Below are 22,864 nucleotides of genomic sequence, written 5' to 3'. Positions count from 1 at the left end.
GCCAATGCCATGAACTTCGAACGCGCCCGCTTCAACATGGTCGAGCAGCAGATCCGCCCCTGGGATGTGCTGGATATGGACGTCCTCGACCTCCTGATGACGGTCAAGCGCGAGGAATTCGTTCCTCCCGCCCACAAGACGCTTGCCTTCGCGGACGTCGAGATTCCCATCGGTTACGGCCAGATCATGCTCAAGCCCGTCATCGAGGGCCGCATCCTGCAGGCGCTGCCGCTCAAGCGTTCGGATTCGGTGCTCGAGATCGGCACCGGCTCCGGCTACTTTGCCGCACTGCTCGCGGCGCGCACCGACTGGGTCCGCTCGGTCGAGATCGAGCCCGAGCTCGTCAAGTTCGCGACCGACAACCTCAACCGCGCTGGCGTCGAGAACGTCATCGTCGAGGAAGGCGACGCCGCCCGCGGTTGGAGCAGCCGTGCGCCCTACGACGTCATCGTCGTCTCGGGTGGTCTGCCGGTCGTGCCGCAAAGCCTGCTCGACCAGCTCAAGGTCGGCGGCCGCATGTTCGCCTTCGTCGGCGCGGCGCCGGTCATGGAAGCCCGCCTGATCACGCGCGTCTCGGAAGACCAGTGCCAGGCCGAAGACGTGCTCGAAACCGTCGTCCCGATGCTGAAGAACGTCCAGCGCGGGGACGAATTCCGCTTCTGAGGAGCCCCTGCATGCGACAGATCACCGCCACCGAACTCGCCGAACGGCTTGCCGACTCGCAGAGCGACAAGCCCTTCCTGCTCGATGTGCGCGAGCCGGTCGAGTTCGAGATCTGTCGCATCGAGGGTTCGACGCTGATGCCGATGGCCTCGGTGCCTGCGCGCCAGACCGAACTCGATCCCGACGACGAGATCGTCGTCATCTGCCATCACGGCGGCCGCAGCGCGCAGGTGTGCATGTTCCTCGAGCGTCAGGGCTTCTCCAGGGTCACCAACCTTGCCGGCGGCGTCGCCGCCTGGGCCGCCCAGGTCGACCCGACCATGCCGCAGTACTGACACCACAGCGAATTGCCCCCCGGAGAAGTCGATGAAGCGCGCAATCGCCCTGAGTCTCGCCACCCTCTTTTCGACCAGCGCCTGGTCGGTCGACCTCCTGCAGGTCTATCGCGACGCGCTCGCCAACGACGCGCGCTTCGCCGCCGCCCGCGCCCAGTACGAGGCGGGCCAGGAACGTGTCGTACAGGGCCGGGCAGGGCTCCTGCCGACCATCGGCGCCAATGCCAACACCACCTGGAATGACGTCGACACGCATACCCGGGTCTTCGGTACGCGCGAATACAACAGCAACGGCTACGGCGTGCAACTCACGCAGCCGCTGTTCCGCTGGCAGAACTGGATCCAGTACAAGCAGGGCGAACTGCAGACCGCGCTCGCCGAAGTCCAGCTCGGACAGGCGCGCCACGACCTGATCCTGCGCGTCGCGCAAGCCTATTTCGACGTCCTCAACGCCCAGGACGCCCTCTCTGCCCAGTCCCAGCTGAAGAAGGCCGCCTCAGAGCAGCTCGAACTCGGCAAGGCCAGCTTCGAAGTCGGCACCGTCACGATCACCGATGTTCATGAAGCCCAGTCGCGCTTCGACCTCGCCTCGGCGCAGGAAATCGCCGCGCAAAACGACCTGGATGTACGCCGTCAGACGCTCGTCCAGATCGTCGGCAAGGACCCGTCGCCGCTCGCCGGTCTGCGGCAGGGTCTTTCCCTGTCCCGCCCGCAGCCCGACAACATCGCAGAGTGGGCAACGGCCGCAGAGCAGGGGAGCTACGCGGTGCAGGCGCAGCAGCTCGCGCGCGAAATCGCCGCGCGCGAAGTCGAGCGCAACCGCGCCGGCCACTACCCGACGCTCGACGTCGTCGCTGCCCGCAGCCACAGCAGCGCCGGCTTCAGCTCCAATGCCGCAGGCGGCTCGACGCGCACCGACGCCAACACCGTCGGCCTGCAACTCAACGTCCCCATCTTCGCCGGCGGCGCCGTCTCCTCCCGCGAACGCGAAGCCGCGGCCCTCAAGCTCAAGGCCGACGCCGATCTCGACGACGCCCGCCGTTCCGCCGCACTCGCCGCGCGCCAGGCCTACCTCGGTGTCACCAGCGGCATGGCACAGGTCAAGGCCCTCGAAGCCGCCCAGGTCTCATCCACCTCCGCCCTCGAAGCCAACCGCCTCGGCTACGAAGTCGGCGTGCGCATCAACATCGACGTCCTCAACGCCCAGTCTCAACTCGCCGACACCCAGCGCCAGCTCGCCCGCGCCCGCTACGACACCATCCTCGCCCAGCTGCGCCTGAAGGCTGCCGCTGGCACCCTCGGCGAAGAAGACGTCCAGCTCATCGACGCGCTGCTGGCGGAGTAAATTGGCCGGCGCTCCTGCGGGTAGGGTGTAGGGCGGAAAAGCGAAGCGCCTTCCGCCGCATGCAGGGGAGGGAGTGACCGTCCGGCATCCGGCCGGACATCACCCCCGGTTGAGCCTCTCCACAATCGCCATCGTCCGCGCCGTCGCCCCGCGATGAGCGGCCGCAAACTGCTTTCCGGCGGCACCGACCGCCTCGCGTGCCACCCCGTCGGCCAGCAGCCCGAGCGCGACCCGCATGCCCTCATCGATGTCCCCGGCCCGACGCGCCGCACCCGCCGCGATCGCCAGATCGGCCACCTGGGCGAAGTTGAACGTATGTGGACCCAACACCACCGGCGTCCCCACCGCGCACGCCTCGATCAGGTTCTGCCCCCCGAAAGGCAGCCAGCTGCCGCCGATCAGCGCAACGTCCGCCGCTGCGTAATAGGCGAACATCTCGCCCATCGAATCGCCCAGCCAGACGCGTGTATCCGCGGCTACGGGAGCCTCGTCCGAACGCCGCTGCAGCCTGAGTCCGCTCGCCTCCACGAGCCGTGCGACCTCGTCGAAACGCTGCGGATGTCGCGGAACCAGTGCGAGCAGCGCATCGTCCGGCGCCTGCGCCCGGAACGCCTCGAGGATCAGCGTCTCCTCCCCCTCGCGCGTGCTCGCCGCGAGAACGACCGGGCGCCCGCCGAAGCGTTCGCGGAAGCTCGCCCCCAGCGCGACCAGTGCATCCGGCGGCGAGATGTCGAACTTGATGTTGCCCGTCACGGCAACTCCCTCTGCCCCCAACTCGCCGAGCCGCCGCGCGTCCGCCTCCGTCTGCGCCCCGATCGCTGCCAGCGCCCCCAGCGTCATGCGCGTCAGCGTCGGCCACCGTGCATAGCGCCGCGCAGAACGCTCCGAAAGCCGCGCGTTCGCGAGCAGCACTGGCACTCCGCGCGCCCGACAACTCGCCAGCAGCGTCGGCCACAGCTCGGTCTCCATCACGATGCCCACGCGCGGCCGGAAGTGCTCAAGGAAGCGCCGGCACGGCAAGCCCAGGTCGTACGGCAGATAGCAGCGCAACACCCGGGGCTCGCCCCCGAACAGACTCTCGGATGTCTCGCGCCCCGTCGGCGTCATGTGCGTCAGCAGCACCGTGTGATCAGGCCAGCGCGCCAGTAGCGCGCGCACCAGCGGTTCCGCCGCACGCGTTTCCCCCACGGACACCGCATGCACCCAGATCACCGGCAGCGGCGTCCGGCCCGTATAACGCCCAAAGCGCTCGCCCAGATGCTTCAGGTAGGCGGGCTGCCGCCGTGCACGCCACACGAGGCGCAGCAGCACAAAGGGCAGGGCGCACAACCACAGCAGGGCATAAGACAATCTGGCTAGCATCGGGCGTCAGGGTTTGGCGAGCTGCCAAGTATATAGTCGCCCGTGTCCACGATCGGTCCGCAAGGGAGCAAGAGCAGTGTTACCAGTACGAACTGGGGTAAGTGTGGTTCATTGGCCGACTTTCAGTTAGTCAATCGGCAATGCGTTCTAAAACTAGCTAAAATCTGAATTCCTTACTTCATTGTTTCAGGAGGCAGCGATGTTGGCCAAGCGCACGAGCAAGAACCAGGTCACCTTGCCCAAGGCCGTCGTGCAGATGGTGGGCGAGGCCGACTACTACGACGTCACCGCACAGAACGGGAAGATCATCCTGACCCCTGTTCGCATTCAGCAGGCCGATGTGGTGCGGGCCAAGTTGGAAGAGCTCGGCATCACGGAAGAGGATGTCGGCGACGCTATCGACTGGGCAAGAAAGCGCGCATGAGCGTCCCCCGCGTTGTCCTCGACACCAACTGCCTGGTGTCGGCACTGATCTTCTCACGGGGTAAATTCGTCTGGCTGCGAGAGGCCTGGCAGGCAAAACGCTTCATCGCCCTGGCCAGTCGTGACACGGTCAGCGAACTTCTTCGTGTCCTGAACTACCCCAAGTTCAAGCTCAGCCGGAGCGAGCAGGAGAGCCTTTTGGCAGAATTCCTGCCCTACGTGGAGATCGTCAAGGTCGAGACGACGCCCGAAGGCCTGCCGCAAATTCGCGATGCCGACGACGTCATTTTTCTGGCCCTCGCGGCCGTAGGTTCTGCCGATGCTCTGGTGAGCGGCGACGGAGACATTCAGGCAGTCAAGGCGCAATTTCACATCCCCGTCCTCACGGTTGCGGAATTCGCTGACTGGCTGCAAATGCATTGAGGCAAGATCGCGGCAGGTCGGCCTGACCCTTCCAGTGTTTCGTGCGATTGACGGTGGTGACCTGTTCGGCCCCGACCTTGTCGGTCTCGAGACCGTCGGGCGGATGAGCCGAAGGCGTTATCCGCCGCATGGACGGCACCGATAACGTCCTGTAACGAAAGCGCCCTCCGTCCGTGAGATAATTCGCGGTCGAATTTCCCACGGATGGTCGTACTGCGTATGAAGATCCTCGTAACCGGCGCCGCCGGATTCATCGGTATGCACAACAGCGAGGCGCTCCTCGCACGCGGCGACGAAGTCGTCGGCCTCGACAACCTCAACGACTACTACGACCCGACGCTCAAACTGGACCGCCTCGCGCGCCTCACCCCACATCCCGCCTTCCGCTTCGTCAAGTTCGACGTCGCCGACCGCGCCGGGATGGAGCGCCTCTTCGCCGAGGAAAAGTTCGACCGCGTCATCCACCTCGCCGCCCAGGCCGGCGTGCGCTACTCCCTGCAGAACCCGCACGCCTACGTCGACAGCAACCTCGTCGGCTTCATCAACATCCTCGAAGGCTGCCGACACAACAAGGTCCAGCACCTCGTCTACGCTAGCAGCTCCAGCGTCTACGGCGGCAACACAAAGATGCCGTTCTCCGAGCACGACAGCGTCGACCACCCCGTCAGTCTCTACGCCGCCACGAAGAAGGCCAACGAGCTGATGGCCCACACCTACAGCCACCTCTACGGCCTGCCCACCACCGGCCTGCGCTTCTTCACGGTGTACGGCCCCTGGGGCCGCCCCGACATGGCGCTCTTCCTCTTCACGAAAGCCATCCTCGAAGGCCGTCCCATCGACGTCTTCAACCACGGCAAGATGAAGCGCGACTTCACCTACATCGACGACATCGTCCAGGGCGTCATCCGCACCCTTGACCATACGGCCGAAGCGGACCCCGCCTTCGATCCCCTTCAGCCCGACCCCGGTCGCAGCGCCGCCCCCTACCGGGTCTTCAATATAGGCAATCACGATCCTGTCGAGCTGATGAGCTTCATCGAAGCGATCGAAGAAGCGGTCGGGCAGAAGGCCGAGAAGAATTTCCTGCCGATGCAAGACGGCGACGTGCCGGCGACCTACGCGGAAACAGCGGAGCTCAATGCGTGGACCGGGTTCGCGCCGGCCACGAGCGTGCGCGAAGGGGTGCGGCGTTTCATTGCCTGGTACCGCGGCTACTACGACGCGTAACTTCCTATTACTTTGGTTGAATAGTAGTTGGCGTTCCGCAGTGCAATAATTCGAGCCTTTGCTCTCAGGCTTGGCGCGTTCACATGCGCGACCAGCTCAGCCCTTAAGGAGTGCCGTTTTTTAGGGCGGGTAATGCTAAACGCATTATTTATCTATTTAGTATAAATCAACCACTGGCACCTTCGAACATGATAACTCCTGTGATCCTCTCTGGCGGTTCCGGAACGCGGCTTTGGCCGTTGTCCCGCGAAATGCAGCCCAAGCAGCTTCTCGCCCTGACCGGCGACCGCACGATGCTGCAGGAAACCGCGTTGCGTCTCGAGGGGTTCATGCAGGGGCAGGGCACCGGCACGACCATCGTGGTGTGCAACAATGAACATCGCTTCATGGCGGCCGAGCAGCTCCGTTCCGTGGGCATTGATGATCCGCACATTGTTCTCGAGCCTGTGGGGCGGAATACCGCGCCTGCGCTGACCCTCGCGGCGCTGGCCGCAGCCAGGTTGAATGGCGATGATCCGATCCTCCTCGTGATGCCGGCCGATCACGTCGTCACTGATCGCACTGCCTTTCAGTCCGCCGTCGCAAACGGCCTTCCCGCGGCCGCCAATGGCGCGATTGTCACCTTCGGAATCGTCCCGGTGCGCCCCGAGACCGGGTATGGCTATATCCGCACCGGCGTTCGCCGTGACGATGGCGCACTCAAACTCGTCGCCTTCGTCGAGAAGCCGAACGTGAATCGTGCGACCGAGTACGTCGCATCGGGTGAGTATCTGTGGAATAGCGGCCTCTTCATGATGCGCGCCAGTGTCTGGCTGAAAGCACTGGAGGAGCTGAATCCGTCGATGTCCACCGCCTGCACGCAGGCCTTCGATGCCGCAGCCCAGGACGCCGATTTCCTACGCATCGATCCGCAATCCTTTGCGGCCTGTCCGTCAGACTCCATCGACTACGCAGTGATGGAAAAGCTCGCGAACCAGAACGGCCTCGGCATCGAAGGAGTAGTGATCCCGATGTCCGCAGGCTGGTCCGACGTAGGGGCGTGGGACGCCCTCTGGGATGTCATGGAGAAGGACGCAAGTGGAAATGCGCACTTCGGCGAAACCATCGTTGAAGGCTGCGAGGGCAGTCTGCTGTACGGCGGCGGCCGCCTCGTTGCCGGGGTTGGCCTTAAAGACGTCATCGTCGTGGAAACGCCCGATGCGGTCCTGGTTGTTGACAAGTCTCGTACGCAGGACGTCAAGAAGATCGTCACCCGCCTCAAGGCCGAAGGCCGCACGCTCGCCGATGCGCATCGCAAGATCTACCGCCCCTGGGGTTGGTATGACTCGATCGACTTCGGGGACCGTTTTCAGGTCAAGCGCATCGTCGTCAAACCCGGCGCCAAGCTGAGCCTGCAGATGCACCACCACCGCGCCGAGCACTGGATTGTCGTCAAGGGTACAGCTGAGGTAACTAACGGCGAGAAGGTTTTTTTCTTGTCGGAAAACGAGTCGACCTACATTCCCTTAGGGCATATTCATCGGCTCGCCAATCCCGGCAAGGTTCCGCTTGAAATCATTGAAGTCCAATCCGGTAGCTACCTCGACGAGGACGACATCGTGCGCTTCGAAGATACTTATGGACGGGTGGCGGTTTGAAAGCTTGTTGTGGTGGGCGCGGGGAATCCCGCCGCGCCACTGAGAACACTGAAATGGTCTTCATGTCGGATTCAGCGCGGCGCGCGGGGCCGGTTTTCCGTGTGTCGAGGGTGCTTTGATGAGCGCAATGTTTGCTGCGCTTTGGAACTACCGCGGTTTTATCATCGGCAGTGTCAAACGCGAGTTTCAGTCCAAGTACCGCAATTCGCTGTTGGGAGCTTTCTGGACCGTTCTAAATCCTTTGGCAATGATTGTCGTTTATACGGTGATCTTTGCCGAAGTCATGCGGGCCAAGCTTCCCGGCGTCGATAGCGGGTTCGGGTACAGTATCTATCTGTGCGCAGGACTCCTGACCTGGGGGCTTTTCGCCGAGATCGTCGGTCGCGCCCAGAACGTTTTCATCGACAATGCAAATCTTCTGAAGAAGCTTTGCTTTCCGCGGATGTGCCTGCCGCTGGTCATCATCCTGAGCGCGTTGCTGAATTTTTGCATCGTCTTCGGGCTGTTTACGGCCTTCCTGCTGCTCTCTGGCAATTTCCCCGGTAATGCGATCCTTGCTCTCGTCCCTCTTCTCGTCATACTCGTTCTATTTTCGATCGGATTGGGTGTCACGCTTGGGGTGCTCAACGTCTTCTTTCGCGACATTGGTCAGTTTTTCGGCATTTTCATCACCTTTTGGTTTTGGCTTACGCCAATTGTTTACCCGACAGCGGCCTTGTCGGACGAGATGCGTGCGGCGATGATCTGGAACCCGATGGCAGCTCTAATGGACAGCTTTCAGCAGATATTCATAGCTAACCGTTGGCCACAATGGGAAAACCTGTGGGCAGTGTGCTTGCTTGCGTTGTTTTTCTGCGCCGTCGGACTGGGGCTCTTCCGTCGGCACGCCGGTGAATTGGTGGACGAGTTGTGATGGGTAGGATCGAAGTCAGCAATCTCGGTAAAGCCTTCAAACAGTACCCGACCAGATGGTCCCGCCTGTTGGAATGGGTAACGCCGGGGCATCGACCTCACCACACCCTTAAATGGGTGTTAAAGGATGTTTCCTTCGATCTTGACGCAGGCGAAAGCATGGGCATCCTTGGCGTCAACGGCGCGGGGAAGAGCACTCTCCTGAAGATTATTACCGGTACTACGCAACCGACTGCCGGGAGCGTCCGCGTGGGCCCTGGACGTGTCGCAGCCCTGCTGGAACTTGGTATGGGGTTCCATCCCGACTTCACGGGACGCCAGAACGCGTTCATGGCAGGGCAGTTGCAGGGACTCACGGTTGAGCAGATCACCACATTGATGCCCGAAATCGAGCAGTTCGCCGACATCGGCGATTATGTGGATCAGCCTGTCCGGATCTACTCGAGTGGCATGCAAGTGCGTCTTGCCTTTGCCGTTGCGACTGTGCTCCGGCCGGCGATTCTGATCGTCGATGAAGCACTCGCCGTCGGCGACGCCGCATTCCAGCGGAAATGCTTTCGGCGAATCGAGGACTTTCGCGAACAGGGGACAAGTTTGCTCTATGTCAGTCACGACGTAGACAGCGTGAAGAGGATTTGCGGAAAAGCTTTGTTCCTGAATAACGGAGAGGTTTTCGCCTTCGGGTCAGCAAAGAACGTATGCGACTTGTACGAGAAGGCACTTTTCGGCGGACGCGAAACGGCGAAGGTCAGCGAAGGGTTCCCAATTGCGCCCGAGTCATTGGTCGATGAAAGCTTGGCGAGCGACTGCGAGGTTGCGTACGGCGACGGTCGCGCGCTGATCGAAGCGATCTGGCTCGAGAACGCCAGTGGCGAGCGCGCGAACGTGTTCGGTAGTCGCGAACCGATCGTACTGAAGTACCGGGTTCGCTTTGCCCAGATGGCTTCCAGGGTCGCGTTCGCGTTCATGGCGAAGACTCGCGATGGGGTCGCGTTGTTCGGAATGGATACGTCCCATATGCCCGACATTAGCGCCCGCTCATTTGCTCCGGGAGATACGATGATCGCGAGTTTCAAGCTCGAAAACGCATTTGCTCCGGGCGTCTTCTACATCAATTGTGGCGTTCGGGATGACAGTTCGGATGTTCCCGTATTCCTGCATCGGCGGGTCGATGCGGTAATCTTCCGCATCCGGTCAGACGACCAGACCTTCGTGAAGTCCGGCCTGATCAATACGGCCGCAGTCTTTGAATTGGCTCTCGCATGACAAAAGACACGGTTCGTTTGGCGGCGGGCGTCCCCGTCTTCATTCATTCTCTGTTTCGGGCCGGAAGCACGTACGTCTTCAATGCCTTTCGTCGTTCGGCCGCTGGCTATTGGTGTTACCAGGAGCCTCTGCACGAGATTTCGTTGTATGCCCGCGAAAACAGAGAGATGCTCCTGAGAGAGGATGCCGGCAAGATGGCGATGTTGCGCCATCCGAGATTGGCGGACCCGTATTTTCTGGAACTCTACGAGGTTGCAGAGCGCTGCCTGGGAGCGCTCAAGAAGTCGGATGTCTACGACGCATATTTCGCGCAGGGAGGAGAGCAGTTCGGTCTCGAGTTCTGGAAGAGCTTAATATCGGAATCGCGTGGGCAGCCGGTCATACAGGAGTGCCGAACATCCTGCAGAATCGGCGCGATCAAGGAAGAACTCGGCGGACTTCACGTCTATTTGTGGCGTAACCCGTGGGACCAATGGTGGTCATACAAGGTCGCGGATTATTTTGACGCCACGAGCCAGTTGTTCCTGAATGCCCCGCGCCATCCGGAGGTCATTGCACGCTTACGTCAGGAAATCGGTTTCTGCAGCTTCGAAAGCGAGGATCTGCCTGCACAGATGGACAGATTTCTGAAGACCCCGCTTCCGCCGGAGCATTCCTACCTCGTCTTTTATGTGCTTTGGCTGCTCGCCCTCAAGGAAGGCGTTGCGCACGCCGATCTGCTATTGAATATCGATCGTTTGAGCGACGATATGGAGTATCGCGAGGTGACGATCGGGAAGATGGCTGGGCACGGCATCTGCGGAGTCGATTTTTCTGACTGTGTGAGTCCGCAGACCGTGTATGGGGTGGATGATCGCGACTTCTTTGAACGTGTCGAAGACAAGGCGCATGGATTGTTGCTCTTGTCGGGCATGACGCAGCGCGAATTGAACGACTTGCTTTGCCTCAGGCGCGAAAATGAGCCGCGAATCTGGGCCGATGGTGACGCCGGTCCCTCGGCGTCGGGGCTGCTCCGAGACGCAGAGCGCGCACGGTCTCTCGTCCTGCAATCGGGGCGCAGGGAGGTTGAATTGCGCGCGGCGTATGCGCAACAGATAGCGAACCTCGAAGGACAGGTGCTCGCGGCGGAGGTCAAGGCTGGAGCAGTCGAACTGCAGGCGGACGAGAACCTGCGCCGGGCCGAGGCAGCCGAGGCTGAGGCAGCCGCGTTGGAGTACCGCGTGGGACTTGCCCAGACGTTCATCGAAGATCTGGAACTTCGTGTTGTCGAGGCCGAATTGCGCGCCGCCGGGCTCGAGGTCCGTGAATCCGACGGGACTGATGAGGCCGACAACTCCCTGCGGGAGCCTGTGAGTGAAGCTCAGCTCGAAGAGCTGAAGCGGAGGGTCGTGGCAGCTTTGATGCAGGTGCATGAGCTCGAACAGCGCGCTATTGGCGCCGAGAGCCGCGTCGGTGAGCTCGAGTACCAAGTGTTCGAGGCCGAAATCCGAGCCGACGGAATGGAGAGTCGTGCAGCCGCTGCTGAAGCTCGCGCTGCTGAGCTGGAAGTCCGCGCAGTCACGGCCGAAACCGGTGCCGTCGGGCTGGAGCGTCGGATGGTCCTCGCCGTGGAGCGTGCGGACGCGTTGGAACAGCGGGCCCGCCATGCCGAGTTACGGGCGGACGAGCTTGAACGTACGTACGCTGCCGCGGATATAGCGCTGAAGGAGCAGCAAGACCTCATAGCGCGGCTCGAAGCGCAGGGGGCTGAAGGAAGCGCACTGGTGGGAGCCTGGCTGGCGGAGCGAAACGAATTGCATGGAACATTGGTCGCGACGCAAGGAAGCGCCCATTACTGGTACGTGGAGTCGCAACAGTGGCACGAGCGCTTGTTGGCTATCCATGGCAGCAATTCGTGGCGAATGACTGCGCCAGTGCGGGCTGCTAAACGCGTGATCTCGGGCGATTTTTCGCCACTGCGCCGGGCGGCTAGTCTGATCTCTCAGCCTGTACGCCGAGTGCTTCGTGCGCCTGCCGTTCTGGTGGTTCGTGCCACCCTTAAGCGGCCGGGGCTGCGTTACAGGGTCAACAAATCACTCGACAGGTACCCGGTCCTGCGCAATCACGTCGTGCTGTTCGCCCGCAACGCGGGGCTTCTCCCGCAAGCGGGTCCCCGGCTACCGAATTCGCTACAGCCATGTGATTTTTCCGCTGCGGCCGACGGATCAATTCACTCCACCTTCGAGAGGGAGCCGCAGTTGTCGAATCTTTCCGCCACTGGGCGGCAGATTTATTCCGAGCTGCAGGTAGCGATACAACGGAGCAATAGGACCAGCTGATGCGTATTGTCATCGACATGCAGGGGGCGCAAACGGAGCGCCGGCAGAACGGCGTCGGACGATTCGCCGTGTCCTTCGTTCAAGCGGTCGTCCGCAATTGCGGGAAGCACGACATCGTCTTGGCGCTCAGCGCTTCCTTTCCCGATTCGATTGGCTATATCCGTGACGCGTTTCGGGGACTGTTGCCGCAAGACAAGATCAGGGTTTGGAATGCGCCGGGACCACTTAGTGAGAACAATTCGGCAAACGGCCTGCGCATCCTGCGAGGCGAACTGATCAGGGAGGCGTTCTTGGCAAGTCTCGAGCCGGACGTCGTATACCTGACCACCTTGTTTGAGGGATATGCAAACGACGTTGTCGTGAGCATAGGAGGCTTCGCCCCCGCATTACCTACCGTCGTCATGGTGCCCGAGGAAGTCCTTGCTCACCCGACTGGGGAGCCTGGGGTTGACGGGCATCGAGCACGGAAACTCGAATTTCTGAAACGTGCCGCGGGATGCCATTTGCTCGCGCCGGTGACGGTCGAGCGTGCCGCGAAGAGCCTCTCTATTGAACGCGAGGCAATATTTCAGGCGTTCACCGGGCCGGGATTCGACGCCGAGAGCGAGCTGAACACGGAAGCCACCCGCCTTTTGGCGCGGTTTGAGGAAATGCATGCGAATCGCTGTCAATCGCTTCCCTTGGGCCCGTCTTTGCGGAGCACGAAACCTCGTCTTGCCTATGTGTCGCCGTTGCCGCCGGAGCGTTCTGGAATTGCAGACTATAGCGCTGAGTTGTTGCCTTTCCTCGCCCGCTACTATGACGTCGATGTCGTAGCAGCTCAGGCTTCGGTAACCGATGAATGGGTTCAGAGAAATGCAGAGGTTCTTTCAGGCGACGAATTCCTCGAACGGAAGCACGAATACGAGCGCGTGCTCTACCATTTTGGCAATAACCCGATGCACGCCGGGATGTTTGAACTCTTGGGCAAGGCTCCCGGCGTCGTCGTCTTGCACGACTTCTTCCTGAGCGGTGTTCAATGGTATCGAGAGACGTACAACATAGCGCCCAATGCCCTTTGGGATGAGTTATACCGAGCCCACGGTTACCGCGCGGTGAAGGAGCGGTTCCAGAGCGGTGACGAATGCGTCGCGTTCGGCTATCCGTGTAATTTCAGCGTAATCACAAATGCGCTCGGAGTCATCGTCCATTCGGAGAACTCGGTTCGTCTCACTCAGCACTGGTACGGCCAAGGTCATAGTCTCTCTGTGGTCCCGTTGTTGCGCCTCCGGGCGAGCCAAATCGACCGGAAGCGTGCAAGGAAGAAACTCGGATTCTCAGAGGAGGACTTCGTAGTCTGCAGCTTTGGATTCATAGGCAAGACAAAGCAGAACCACTCGCTTCTGAATGCTTGGGCCGCTTCGCGATTGATAACCGAAGACACGCACTGCAAGTTGCTATTCGTTGGTGAGAATGACGAGTCTCCCTATGGGATCGAACTTGCCAACCGGATTGGAGATGCGCCAGAGCTTCGAGGGGTGCGAATCAGCGGTTGGGTTGACGCTGAAACCTACCGCCTGTATCTGGCTGCGGCGGACGTGGCCGTACAACTCAGAACCCTTTCTCGGGGGGAAACCTCGGCGGCTGTACTTGACAGGGCAATCGCACCTTCATGTCATAACCCCGAGCAACTCGGCGCGAAATTCATCGACGGTGGCAGCCAGCATGCGCTTCGATTTGATGCTCGCCTTGCGGGTCGTATTGAGCCGCAGCAGGTTCATCACGATGTGGCGGACGATGGCCAGGTTGTTGGCGGCATAACCGCTGCGCACCCGTGACTGATCCTCATTGAACTGCACATCCAGACACCAGTGAAGGCGATTCTCCACCTCCCAGTGACTGCGTACGGCCCGAGCGATGCGCTCGGCGTCGGCGGGCAGGCTGCTGATGTAGTAGGCGCGCTCGGTGCTGGTGCGATTGCCCACCGTGCGCACGCGCTCGACCACGGCAAAGCTGGCGATGTCCTGCCAGTCCTCGGCCTTGTAGAGCCGCTCGGTTGCATCAAAGGCCCAGCATCGCCTGACTTCGCTACGACCGTGGCCTGGATTCTTGGTCTCGTGCGTCGAACTCGGTGTCAGCGGTCCGTTCGGACCGATACCGGCAAACATGATCGAGTCGAGCAGCTTCGGATGGTTGTCCTTCACGCACAGCACGTAATGGGCGCCACGCTCGCGGATCGTGCGCGCGATCTTCGTCTGCGTGCCCATCGCGTCGATCGTCACCACGCAGCCCTCGAGCGCCAACTTGGCGAGCAATTCCGGGATCGCCGTGATCTCGTTGGATTTCTCGGCGGTCGCCGTCTGGCCCAACACAACACCCATACCGGCCACGAATGCGCTGACCAAGTGCAGCGGACTCGCCTGCGTCTTGGTCTTGCTGGCGGTTCGTCGGCTGGTCTTGCCATCGATTGCCACGACCGTGTCCTCGGCCAACGCGGGCACCACCATGCCAACCCAGCGCCGGAATGCAGATTCGAACTCATCGGGCGTGATCATGCCGAACACGCGACCGATCGTGTCATGGGACGGGATGCCATGCTCAAGCTTCATGAAGCCCCGCAGCCAGTCGATCTTGGCCTCGGCCCACAATTCGATGTCGACGAAGTCGTCCACGCCCGACAGCACCGCGCAAACCGCCACCGTGAGCAGTTCGGCAAGATCGTGGCGCTTGTGGCGCGCGCTGCGCGGATCGGAAATCGAGACGAACACCTGCGTCAGCGGCATGATGTTTCCTGCCTTCATGGGCGGCCCAAAAAGGTAGGAAACTACACAAATTATGCCGCTGTGAACAGGGGCTCGGTAAGGTCATGAAAGTTAACAATCTTTGGCATTCGCATATGCCAAGTCGGTGCGATTGCCCTGCTGTACTTGATTGCCTCAACTACGGACTGGCTACCGTTGTCAATGCAAACGGAGCAATGGCAGATCTGCCGACAGATGCAGTCTGGATGTTGCCGGACGATTTTGCCGAAGGGCAGTTGGTGGAGGCCCTGGAAATCCTAAGGCGTCAGCCACCTGAACGTTCGGCCCTTGGAGCACGGGGCCGGGCCTATGTTCACGCAGTTCATTCGCCGGAAGTCTGTGCCGATCAGTATTTTCGGGGCATTGAGGCATTCTATGACAGAGCCAGCGTCGGGCGCGCTGCGTTGATTCGCGAACTTGGGTGCAGGATACGCGAGGAGGAGGGGGGGCAGGAGGTCGTCGCATTGGCGGACGCGTTGTCTCGCGCTTTTCCGTCTAAGCGCCCGGCGCGCAAGCTCTTTGTCGATGTCTCCGTAGTGGTGCGAGACGACTTCAAGACGGGTATTCAACGGGTTGTCCGAGCTCTGTTGCTCGGGCTGATCGATTCGCCGCCGAGCGGATATCTGATCGAGCCGGTATACCTCAGCGATGAAGGCGGGAATTGGCATTACCGATACGCTCGTGACTATACCCTCGCATTGCTAGGATGCACTCAAGGGTGGCTCCCGAACGAGCGGGTCGAGCCCCATGTCGGCGATATTCTTATCGGTCTTGATCTTGCTGGTGGTTACGTCATTCAGGCCGACAGGTGTGGCGTCTATGAGGGGCTCATGAATTCGGGAGTTCACGTCGCGTTCGTCGTGTATGACCTGATCCCCATCCAGTTCGAAAATGTTTATCCCCCGGGTTTCAAGGAGGGGCACGAGGATTGGCTGAGAGTCGTTTCCAAGGCCGATTCAGCGATCTGTATTTCGCGTTCCGTCGCACAGGAGATGGCCGACTGGGTGCGAGCTAACGGCGTGCAGAAGAGACGCCCGCTCGATATTCGTTGGTTCCATCTCGGTGCCGACTTAAAGAATAGCCGCGCGAGCGAGGGCATGGACACGAATGCCGAAGTAGTTCTGCAAAAGCTCACGAGCGTCCCGAGTTTCCTGTTGGTGGGCACGTTGGAGCCGCGGAAAGGGCATGCGCAGGTTCTGAGTGCGTTTGAGTTGTTATGGGAGCGCGGTCTTGCGGCGAACCTCGTGATAGTGGGCAAGGCCGGGTGGATGGTCGATTCGCTCGTCCAGAAACTTCGCGCCCATCCGGAACTCGATAAGCGCCTGCTCTGGTTGGAGGGTATCAGCGATGAGTATCTGGATAGAATATATGCTGCGTCGAGCTGCTTGATTGCCGCATCCGAGGGGGAGGGCTTTGGACTCCCGCTAATCGAGGCCGCGCAATACAAGGTGCCGATCATCGCGAGAGACCTCGCCGTCTTTCGTGAGGTGGCTGGATCACACGCCCATTACTTTACCGGCCTGTCGGCGGTTGACTTGGCTGGTGCAATCGATGAATGGCTCGAACTGTTCCGTACCGGGCAGTACCCGACGTCCGATGGCCTCCCTTGGCTGACGTGGAAGGAGAGCACGGACCAACTGAAGGCGGTTTTGCTGCCCCAAGATACTTTGCCGGCCCAGGAATCTCGTTCCGCAACGGCAGCCAAGATCGAAGGTCGTGAGCTGTCCTGGGCAGACGGCGCGTGAGCTCGAATGATGTGTGCGCGGCATGTGCAGGCGTGAAACGTGCTCCCAACGAATTCAATAGACTTATCTTGGTGATAATTGATGACCTCACGTGAGTTGCTTTCATTTGAGCTGGCTGTTTCGCAGCGCAGGATTCTAGTGACCGGAAATACCGGTTTCACAGGGGGGTGGGCCGTCGAATGGCTCAAACGCATCGGGTCGGACGTGTCCGGCTTTTCCTTGCCTCCGGCCACGGACCCCTCGCTGTTCAAAGCTCTTGGCCATGAAGGAGATGTACCGACCGTCTATGGGGACATTAGCGATTTCGAGCTCTTTAGGAGCGCAGTCGAACGTTTCCAGCCGGAGCTCATCCTCCATCTGGCGGCGCAACCGCTTGTACGGCGCTCCTACAGGGAGCCTGTGCAAACCTTTCTCGTGAATGCGCAGGGGACAGCCCATGTGCTCGAGGCCGCTCGTTCCGTAAAGAGTGTGCGTGGTGTTTTGTGCATCACCACCGACAAGGTGTACAAGAATAACGAGTGGCCTTGGCCGTACAGGGAAAACGATCCCTTGGGCGGAAAGGACCCGTACAGCGCTTCCAAATCGGCCGCCGAGATGGTTATCCAAAGCTACGCCGAATCCTTCTCATGGCAAGATGGGAAAGGGCCCGTTATCGCAACCGCACGAGGAGGCAACATCATCGGAGGCGGGGACTGGTCGGAGGATCGGCTCGTGCCGGATTTCGTCCGTGCGGTCACGAACGGAACGCAGCTGACGCTGCGCTATCCCGATGCAACGCGACCTTGGCAGCACGTCCTTGCGCTCGTTCACGGGTATTTGATGCTCATGGCAGGATTGATCTCAGACAATCCCTCGCGCTATGCACGAGCATGGAATCTGGGGCCGCAGGATGCGCGCCAGTATTCGGTAAGGGAGGTTCTGGAACTGCTGTCCGCGAGTTGGCAACGGCCGAATCTCCAATTCATGGACAATCCGTTGCCGGAGGCGAGCGCGCTTGCACTCGACAGTTCGCTCGCGCGCAACGTTCTCCAGTGGCTCCCCGCCTGGGATACCGAGGAGGTCGTCGAGCAGACGGCTGCCTGGTATCGGGAGTATTACCGGGATCCGGGCTGCGGCCGCGCGCTTACGCAGGATCAGATCGAAGCCTGGCGCACTGTGCTCGTCAAGAGGGAGCAGCGTTGAAATGAGGGTGCTTCTCACTGGCGCGAGCGGCTTCGTCGGAGGCAGGCTTGCGCAGAGACTTCTATTCGCTGGGCACGAAGTGTTCTCAGTCGTTCGTAGGGCGGCTCCGTCGGTTCCGGGCGAGCAGCTCGTGGCCGAGGGGCTCCAAATTGCTGTGCTCCGCGAAGTTCTTGCCGGTCGCGGGATCGACGCCGTCGTGAATCTGGCCGCCGCCGGCGTCCATCCCGGTGATCGCGATCCGGAGAGTCTGGTGCGGATCAACGCCTGCTTCCCGTCGGAGCTCGTGAGGTTAGCTGCCGATCACGGGGCACGATCCTTTGTTCAAGTGGGGAGCAGCGCCGAGTACGCGGGAAGCGATTCCCTTCAATTAATTACTGAAAGCTCTCCGCCCGAAGCACGTAGACTGTACGGTGCGAGTAAAGCTGCGGGTGGACTGCTCGCGCGGGCGCTGGGTGAGCAATGCGGTCTCCCCGTCGCCGTGTTGCGACTGTTCAACGTTTTCGGTCCGGGCGAGGCGGCCCATCGATTGTTCCCCTCGCTCGTGTCCAGCCTGCGTCGATCTGACTGCGTCGCTCTGTCTGCCGGGACGCAAGTGCGAGATTTCATGCATGTCGACGAGGTGTGCGAAGGCATCGAAATTGTTCTCGGGGTTCTCGCGGGCAATCCCGAGCTTGCAGGCACGTACAATCTCGCCTCTGGCCGGGGGACGACAGTGCGGAATTTCGCTCTAGAGGTCGCCGCTGCACTGGACGTGGCCCGTGAACTTCTTCGCTTTGGGGCTCTTCCGCTGCGCCCGGATGACTTGCCCTCCGTCGTCGGTGACCCGCGCGCTTTCAAGACTGCATTCGGCTGGTCGTCCACGAGGTCGCTAACGGAAGGCGTGGTAGCAGCGGTTCAAGAGCTGGCCGACGCCGATTGTGCGATGCTTAAAGCATAGCCGCATAGTTTTGAACGATTTAATCTGATGCCTATGACTACTAACGCTCATTCGTTGCCGCTGGTTTCGATCACGATACCTGTCCTGAACGAATCGGAGAACATCGACTCGCTGTACGGCCGCCTCACGGCACTGGCCGAGCGTATGCAGGACCGCTGCCGGCTCGAGTTCGTTTTCTCAGACAATCACTCGAACGATGACACTTGGGAAAAACTCTCGAATCTCGGTGCGTCGGACGACCGGGTGAGAGCGGTGCGATTCGCAAAGAACGTCGGGTTTCAACGCTCGATTCTCGCAAATTACCTTCACACCAGGGGGGACGCTGTGCTGCAGATCGATGCTGATCTGCAGGATCCGCCCGAATTGCTCGAAGAGTTCTTCGAGTATTGGCAGCAAGGCTTTCACGTCGTATACGGTGTTCGCCGCAAGCGCAGAGAGAACATGTTTATCAATGCGTTTCGGCGAGTCGGATATTGGGTGATAGACAAGGTAAGCGAACACCCGATTCCCCGTGATGTCGGAGATTTCCGGCTCGTCGATCGCAGGGTAATTGATGCCCTTGGAAAAATGCGTACGCCGAGTCCTTATCTCCGGGGAATGATTGCCGGACTTGGATTCAAACAAACCGGCATCGCGTACGACCGGGATGCTCGCGTCGCCGGCGAAAGCAAATTCGGTGTCGCGCGACTGATACGCCTCGGCTTGACGGCTGTGTTCAACCACTCGTCTGTTCCGCTTCGGCTTGCCACGCTTGTCGGCACGATGATGCTGGGCGTAAGTGCACTGGGGGCGCTGTACTACTTCGTGCTTCGTGCACTCCACCCGGATCTTCCAAAGGGCCTCGCAAGTATCCACATACTCGTCCTGTTCGGCACGGGGCTTCAGTCGTTGCTGCTGGGGATCATTGGAGAATATTTGCTGCGCATTTATCTGATCCTGCGTTCGGAGCCGATTGCGATCATCGAGCAGAGTCTGAATTTTTCATCGCACGAACTGAAACTCTAACCAAATTAAAGGGGTTGATATGAAGGCCGTCATTCTCGCGGGTGGTTTGGGCACTCGTATTGCCGAAGAGTCCGACACCAAGCCGAAGCCGATGGTTGAGGTGGGCGGGCGCCCGCTACTGTGGCACATCATGAAGTGCTATGCGCACCATGGCGTGAAGGATTTCGTGATTTGCCTGGGTTACAAGGGTTATGTGATCAAGGAGTTCTTCTTCAACTACTACCGTCATATGGCGGACATGCGAATCGACCTCAAGAACGGCGAGCACCAGATTCTCAATAGTCAGTCCGAGGACTGGAAGGTGACTCTTGTGGATACCGGTCCCGATACGATGACGGGAGGCCGCCTGAAACGCGTTGCTCCCTATCTTGGCGCCGAGCCGTTCTGCCTCACGTACGGAGACGGACTGTCGGATATCGACATTGGGGCGGAGATCGCTTTTCATCGTCGACATGGGAAGCTCGCGACGGTTGCGGCCGTCCAGCCGCCGGGTCGATTCGGCGTCCTGAATATCGACAAGGATCGGCAGGTGAGCAGTTTCGAGGAAAAACCGAGCGACGAAATCGGATGGATCAACGGCGGCTTCTTCATTCTGAACCCGGAAGTGATCAAGTTCATCGAAGGGGACGATACGTCCTGGGAACGCGCGCCCCTCATGACTCTCGCCAAGGAGGGAGAACTGGCTGCATTCGAGCACAAGGGCTTTTGGCAAGCGTGCGACACGCTGCGCGACAAGCGCGAGCTCGAAAAGCTGTGGAATAGCGGTACAGCACCGTGGCGTGTATGGGACCGTTGATGAGCGATGCTGCAAAAGGCGGCGAGCCGGCTGTTTCAGCCGGTTCGTCCGGCGGACGCGCGCGGGGGCTCGGTCCTCACCTCGTGGGCTGGGGAATTTCCGGCGCCTGCCTTCTTTTCATCGCTAGCCAGATCAAACTGGACGAGATCCGTGAGGCATTGAGTATTTTCCACTGGCCCTATTTGCTGCTGGGGGTGCTCTCGCTCGCGTTCGGCTACACGATGCGCGTCGTGCGCTGGGCCCTCATGCTGCATGCTGCGGGCGCGCCCATAGGTGTCGGGCGGTGCTTTGCGCCGTTTCTCGGGTCGATCGCGCTCAACAATGTGCTGCCCTTGCGCTTGGGCGACGTCGTGCGCGCGCTCGTGTTTCCCTCCTCAATCGGGCTCAGCCGGGTCACGGCAGCCGGCAGCCTGCTCATGGAGCGGCTGGTTGATCTTCTGACACTGCTGGTATGCCTTGGTGTAGGGCTTACCTTGAGTGGTGGCGTCGACATTCCTGCATGGGTCGGACAGACTGCGATGAGTCTTTCTGTGCTGGGCGGGCTTGCGCTCGTGCTTGTGTTCCTGTTCAGCGGTGCCATCGCGAATCGCATTCATCGTTTCTGTGACGAAGCGGATACGGGATCAGCGCGCAGTAAGGCCCTCCGTGCCGCTCGCGATCTCCTGCGGAGCTTTGAACTGATGTCGCGGCTGCCCGCACTGGCGGCGCTGTTCCTTGTGTCGGCGCTCGTGTGGCTTGGCGAGACCGGGCTGTTCCTGTCTGTGTTGTCCGGATTTGGACTCGACAACGGCCTGCCTCTGGCCATGGTCATCATGGCGATTGCGACCTTGTCCACTCTGGTGCCGTCCTCGCCGGGGTACGTGGGCCCCTTTCATCTTGCCGCATATGCCGCAATTTCCATGGTCGGGGGAAGCTCGGCGCAAGCCGCGAGCTTTGCGGTGCTATCGCACTTGGGGTTATGGCTTCCGACGACGCTGGCCGGTGCAGTGGCGATCGCGGCGAACCCAAACATGTTCCGCGGTTTGCGCGCACGCAGCGCCACCAAGCAACTGCTTTGAATTCAACGTCTTTTTTGAGCATGCAACTATGACGCAATACGATGACGTTATCGTCGGGGGTGGTTTCACCGGTCTAACGGCAGCCTACCTGCTGGCAAAGAAAGGCCGCAAGGTCCGGGTGATCGAGGCCGACAGCTGCCCGGGCGGACTCGCCGGCACCTTCGAATTTTCCGACGGCGTTAAGATCGAAAAGTTCTATCACCATTGGTTCAATAACGACGAGTTCGTCCCGGAGTTGGTCAGGGAGCTCGGCATGGACGGCGACGTTCTCACGCTACCGTCCCGCACCGGGATGTACTACAACGGCAGAATGTGGAAGCTTTCCACGCCGCTTGACCTGCTCCGTTTCAAGGCTCTTTCCTTGATAGACCGAATCCGGCTCGGTCTGCTCGTTTTCCAGGTGCGACGCGTGAAGGACTGGCGTACCATCGAGCATCTCAGCATCCGCGAATGGCTCGAGCCGCTCTGCGGAAAGCGCGTCTTCAAGGTCGTGTGGGAACCTCTGATCACGTCGAAGTTCTCGCTGTACTCCGAATCCGTCAACGCGGTCTGGTTCTGGAAAAAACTCGTCCTTCGCGGGAGTACCCGCGACAGCAAGGGCGGCGAGCAACTCGCGTATTTCAAAGGTGGCTTCGGGCGTCTCGCAGAGGCGATGGTGACCCAGATACGGGCCTTGGGCGGTGAGGTTAGCCTCGGCGAGAAGGTGCTCGACGTCAAGACCGAAGGCAAGCGCGTCACTGCGTTGCAGACGGACAGCGGCGTAGTCAATGGGAAACAGTTCCTGTTCACTCCGGCGTTCCCGATCATCGCCGACATGTTCGAAAGGGCGGCAGATTCCGACTGGCTCGCCCGCGTTCGGCGTGTCCGCTATCTCGGCAACATGTGTCTTGTCCTGCGGATGAATCGCAGCCTGTCAAGCACGTATTGGTTGAATGTGAATGACCCGGGATTTCCTTTTGTCGGGGTCATCGAGCACACCAATTTCGATTCGCCGGAAAATTACAAGGGGACCCACATTGCCTTCCTGTCGCGATACCTCGCGGTGGAAGACCCTGTCTGGGGTTACAGCGATGAGCAATACGTGGAGTTCGCGCTCGAGCACCTCAAGAGGATGTTCCCGGACCTCGATCGGTCCTGGATCGTGGAGCACAAGGTCTGGCGAGCCGAGTACGCGCAGCCGGTCACCGAGCGCGGATTCTCAACCTATGTGCCCGGCCGCGAGACGCCGTTTGAGAACGCCTATATTTCGACGATGGCACAGATCTACCCGGAGGACCGCGGAACAAACTACGCAATCCGTGAGGGGCGGCAGATAGCCGAGCAAATGTGCATTGAAAACAGTACGTCAGCGGGAAAGTAATGCGTTCCGGGTTTCGTAAGTTGCCACAGAGGTGCGGTCGGATGATGGTCGGTGATGGACTATTGGGTTATGGCAGTACTTGCGGCAAGA

The 22,864-nt window shown here is 60.4% G+C and carries 19 protein-coding genes; 17 read left to right on the top strand and 2 right to left on the bottom strand.

The features are described from left to right. The first annotated feature begins 9 nt into the window (after nucleotides 1-9). The 3 genes from AzCIB_RS19225 to AzCIB_RS19215 are packed head-to-tail and all read left to right on the top strand — an operon-like array spanning nucleotide 10 to nucleotide 2,343. Nucleotides 10-663, top strand: coding sequence for a protein-L-isoaspartate O-methyltransferase family protein (locus AzCIB_RS19225; RefSeq protein ID WP_050417373.1), 654 nt, complete (start codon nucleotides 10-12; stop codon nucleotides 661-663). An 11-nt stretch (nucleotides 664-674) separates the two neighbouring features. Continuing rightward, a complete protein-coding gene (locus AzCIB_RS19220) occupies nucleotides 675-998 on the top strand; it encodes a rhodanese-like domain-containing protein (RefSeq protein ID WP_050417372.1) in 324 nt (107 codons plus the stop codon). A 31-nt stretch (nucleotides 999-1,029) separates the two neighbouring features. Then, nucleotides 1,030-2,343, top strand: a complete 1,314-nt coding sequence (locus AzCIB_RS19215) for a TolC family outer membrane protein (RefSeq protein ID WP_050417371.1) — start codon at nucleotides 1,030-1,032, stop codon at nucleotides 2,341-2,343. Between the two features lie 99 nt (nucleotides 2,344-2,442). Here AzCIB_RS19215 and waaA read toward each other — a convergent pair whose 3' ends face one another. Continuing rightward, complete coding sequence (gene waaA, locus AzCIB_RS19210) at nucleotides 2,443-3,705, bottom strand: lipid IV(A) 3-deoxy-D-manno-octulosonic acid transferase (protein ID WP_050417370.1); 1,263 nt, start codon at nucleotides 3,703-3,705, stop codon at nucleotides 2,443-2,445. Nucleotides 3,706-3,904: 199 nt separating this feature from the next. Here waaA and AzCIB_RS19205 point away from each other — a divergent pair, with 199 nt between their 5' ends. The 7 genes from AzCIB_RS19205 to AzCIB_RS19175 all read left to right on the top strand — a co-directional run bounded on the left by AzCIB_RS19205 (nucleotide 3,905) and on the right by AzCIB_RS19175 (nucleotide 11,911). Further along, nucleotides 3,905-4,129, top strand: a complete 225-nt coding sequence (locus AzCIB_RS19205; protein WP_050417369.1) for an AbrB/MazE/SpoVT family DNA-binding domain-containing protein — start codon at nucleotides 3,905-3,907, stop codon at nucleotides 4,127-4,129. Next, on the top strand, nucleotides 4,126-4,551 hold the full coding sequence (locus AzCIB_RS19200; RefSeq protein ID WP_198149566.1) for a putative toxin-antitoxin system toxin component, PIN family: 426 nt from the start codon (nucleotides 4,126-4,128) through the stop codon (nucleotides 4,549-4,551). The genes AzCIB_RS19205 and AzCIB_RS19200 overlap by 4 nt, the downstream gene beginning before the upstream one ends. A gap of 219 nt (nucleotides 4,552-4,770) precedes the next feature. Continuing rightward, nucleotides 4,771-5,778, top strand: a complete 1,008-nt coding sequence (locus tag AzCIB_RS19195) for an NAD-dependent epimerase (protein ID WP_050418460.1) — start codon at nucleotides 4,771-4,773, stop codon at nucleotides 5,776-5,778. Nucleotides 5,779-5,966: 188 nt separating this feature from the next. Continuing rightward, nucleotides 5,967-7,415, top strand: coding sequence for a mannose-1-phosphate guanylyltransferase/mannose-6-phosphate isomerase (locus tag AzCIB_RS19190; RefSeq protein WP_050417366.1), 1,449 nt, complete (start codon nucleotides 5,967-5,969; stop codon nucleotides 7,413-7,415). 118 nt (nucleotides 7,416-7,533) lie between these two features. After that, nucleotides 7,534-8,328, top strand: a complete 795-nt coding sequence (locus tag AzCIB_RS19185) for an ABC transporter permease (protein ID WP_050417365.1) — start codon at nucleotides 7,534-7,536, stop codon at nucleotides 8,326-8,328. Further along, nucleotides 8,328-9,593, top strand: coding sequence for an ABC transporter ATP-binding protein (locus tag AzCIB_RS19180; RefSeq protein WP_050417364.1), 1,266 nt, complete (start codon nucleotides 8,328-8,330; stop codon nucleotides 9,591-9,593). The genes AzCIB_RS19185 and AzCIB_RS19180 overlap by 1 nt, the downstream gene beginning before the upstream one ends. Further along, nucleotides 9,590-11,911, top strand: coding sequence for a hypothetical protein (locus tag AzCIB_RS19175; RefSeq protein WP_050417363.1), 2,322 nt, complete (start codon nucleotides 9,590-9,592; stop codon nucleotides 11,909-11,911). The genes AzCIB_RS19180 and AzCIB_RS19175 overlap by 4 nt, the downstream gene beginning before the upstream one ends. A 1,649-nt stretch (nucleotides 11,912-13,560) precedes the next feature. Here the strand turns inward: AzCIB_RS19175 and AzCIB_RS19165 are convergent. Beyond that, complete coding sequence (locus tag AzCIB_RS19165; RefSeq protein ID WP_083446821.1) at nucleotides 13,561-14,691, bottom strand: ISAs1 family transposase; 1,131 nt, start codon at nucleotides 14,689-14,691, stop codon at nucleotides 13,561-13,563. A gap of 176 nt (nucleotides 14,692-14,867) precedes the next feature. Between AzCIB_RS19165 and AzCIB_RS19160 the strand changes: the two genes are divergently transcribed. The 7 genes from AzCIB_RS19160 (at nucleotide 14,868) to AzCIB_RS19130 (ending at nucleotide 22,774) form a co-directional block, all read left to right on the top strand. Then, nucleotides 14,868-16,436, top strand: coding sequence for a glycosyltransferase (locus AzCIB_RS19160; protein ID WP_050417361.1), 1,569 nt, complete (start codon nucleotides 14,868-14,870; stop codon nucleotides 16,434-16,436). Between the two features lie 81 nt (nucleotides 16,437-16,517). After that, entirely contained in the window at nucleotides 16,518-17,618 is a 1,101-nt protein-coding gene (gene rfbG, locus AzCIB_RS19155) for a CDP-glucose 4,6-dehydratase (protein ID WP_050417360.1), read from the top strand. Nucleotide 17,619: 1 nt separating this feature from the next. Next, nucleotides 17,620-18,555: an NAD-dependent epimerase/dehydratase family protein gene (locus AzCIB_RS19150; RefSeq protein WP_050417359.1), complete on the top strand. Its 936-nt coding sequence runs from the start codon at nucleotides 17,620-17,622 to the stop codon at nucleotides 18,553-18,555. Nucleotides 18,556-18,582: 27 nt separating this feature from the next. Continuing rightward, nucleotides 18,583-19,560, top strand: coding sequence for a glycosyltransferase family 2 protein (locus tag AzCIB_RS19145; RefSeq protein ID WP_198149565.1), 978 nt, complete (start codon nucleotides 18,583-18,585; stop codon nucleotides 19,558-19,560). A 19-nt stretch (nucleotides 19,561-19,579) separates the two neighbouring features. Continuing rightward, complete coding sequence (gene rfbF / locus AzCIB_RS19140) at nucleotides 19,580-20,356, top strand: glucose-1-phosphate cytidylyltransferase (protein WP_050417358.1); 777 nt, start codon at nucleotides 19,580-19,582, stop codon at nucleotides 20,354-20,356. Further along, nucleotides 20,356-21,414 carry a lysylphosphatidylglycerol synthase transmembrane domain-containing protein gene (locus tag AzCIB_RS19135; protein ID WP_083447171.1) on the top strand — a complete coding sequence of 353 codons (1,059 nt, stop codon included), beginning with the start codon at nucleotides 20,356-20,358 and terminating at the stop codon, nucleotides 21,412-21,414. Before rfbF ends, AzCIB_RS19135 begins: the two co-directional genes overlap by 1 nt. A gap of 28 nt (nucleotides 21,415-21,442) precedes the next feature. Further along, the gene (locus AzCIB_RS19130) at nucleotides 21,443-22,774 is read left to right on the top strand and encodes an NAD(P)/FAD-dependent oxidoreductase (protein WP_050417357.1); all 1,332 of its coding nucleotides are present in this window, start codon (nucleotides 21,443-21,445) and stop codon (nucleotides 22,772-22,774) included. The last annotated feature ends 90 nt before the right edge of the window (nucleotides 22,775-22,864 follow it).

The organism is Azoarcus sp. CIB (assembly GCF_001190925.1).
Taxonomy (GTDB): Bacteria; Pseudomonadota; Gammaproteobacteria; order Burkholderiales; family Rhodocyclaceae; genus Aromatoleum.
Note: the sequence above shows the minus strand (reverse complement) of the source record. Positions and strands in the feature narration are given on the sequence as shown.

Excerpts from the sequence above, each read along its gene's own strand:
- AzCIB_RS19160 (WP_050417361.1), top strand. The coding sequence starts at position 14,868 with ATGGCAGATCTGCCGACAGATGCAGTCTGGATGTTGCCGGACGATTTT.
- AzCIB_RS19200 (WP_198149566.1), top strand. The coding sequence starts at position 4,126 with ATGAGCGTCCCCCGCGTTGTCCTCGACACCAACTGCCTGGTGTCGGCA.
- AzCIB_RS19130 (WP_050417357.1), top strand. The coding sequence starts at position 21,443 with ATGACGCAATACGATGACGTTATCGTCGGGGGTGGTTTCACCGGTCTA.
- AzCIB_RS19180 (WP_050417364.1), top strand. The coding sequence starts at position 8,328 with ATGGGTAGGATCGAAGTCAGCAATCTCGGTAAAGCCTTCAAACAGTAC.
- rfbG (WP_050417360.1), top strand. The coding sequence starts at position 16,518 with ATGACCTCACGTGAGTTGCTTTCATTTGAGCTGGCTGTTTCGCAGCGC.
- rfbF (WP_050417358.1), top strand. The coding sequence starts at position 19,580 with ATGAAGGCCGTCATTCTCGCGGGTGGTTTGGGCACTCGTATTGCCGAA.
- AzCIB_RS19165 (WP_083446821.1), bottom strand. The coding sequence starts at position 14,691 with ATGAAGGCAGGAAACATCATGCCGCTGACGCAGGTGTTCGTCTCGATT.
- AzCIB_RS19190 (WP_050417366.1), top strand. The coding sequence starts at position 5,967 with ATGATAACTCCTGTGATCCTCTCTGGCGGTTCCGGAACGCGGCTTTGG.
- AzCIB_RS19135 (WP_083447171.1), top strand. The coding sequence starts at position 20,356 with ATGAGCGATGCTGCAAAAGGCGGCGAGCCGGCTGTTTCAGCCGGTTCG.
- AzCIB_RS19220 (WP_050417372.1), top strand. The coding sequence starts at position 675 with ATGCGACAGATCACCGCCACCGAACTCGCCGAACGGCTTGCCGACTCG.
- AzCIB_RS19145 (WP_198149565.1), top strand. The coding sequence starts at position 18,583 with ATGCCTATGACTACTAACGCTCATTCGTTGCCGCTGGTTTCGATCACG.
- AzCIB_RS19195 (WP_050418460.1), top strand. The coding sequence starts at position 4,771 with ATGAAGATCCTCGTAACCGGCGCCGCCGGATTCATCGGTATGCACAAC.
- AzCIB_RS19205 (WP_050417369.1), top strand. The coding sequence starts at position 3,905 with ATGTTGGCCAAGCGCACGAGCAAGAACCAGGTCACCTTGCCCAAGGCC.
- AzCIB_RS19215 (WP_050417371.1), top strand. The coding sequence starts at position 1,030 with ATGAAGCGCGCAATCGCCCTGAGTCTCGCCACCCTCTTTTCGACCAGC.
- waaA (WP_050417370.1), bottom strand. The coding sequence starts at position 3,705 with ATGCTAGCCAGATTGTCTTATGCCCTGCTGTGGTTGTGCGCCCTGCCC.
- AzCIB_RS19185 (WP_050417365.1), top strand. The coding sequence starts at position 7,534 with ATGAGCGCAATGTTTGCTGCGCTTTGGAACTACCGCGGTTTTATCATC.
- AzCIB_RS19175 (WP_050417363.1), top strand. The coding sequence starts at position 9,590 with ATGACAAAAGACACGGTTCGTTTGGCGGCGGGCGTCCCCGTCTTCATT.
- AzCIB_RS19150 (WP_050417359.1), top strand. The coding sequence starts at position 17,620 with ATGAGGGTGCTTCTCACTGGCGCGAGCGGCTTCGTCGGAGGCAGGCTT.
- AzCIB_RS19225 (WP_050417373.1), top strand. The coding sequence starts at position 10 with ATGAACTTCGAACGCGCCCGCTTCAACATGGTCGAGCAGCAGATCCGC.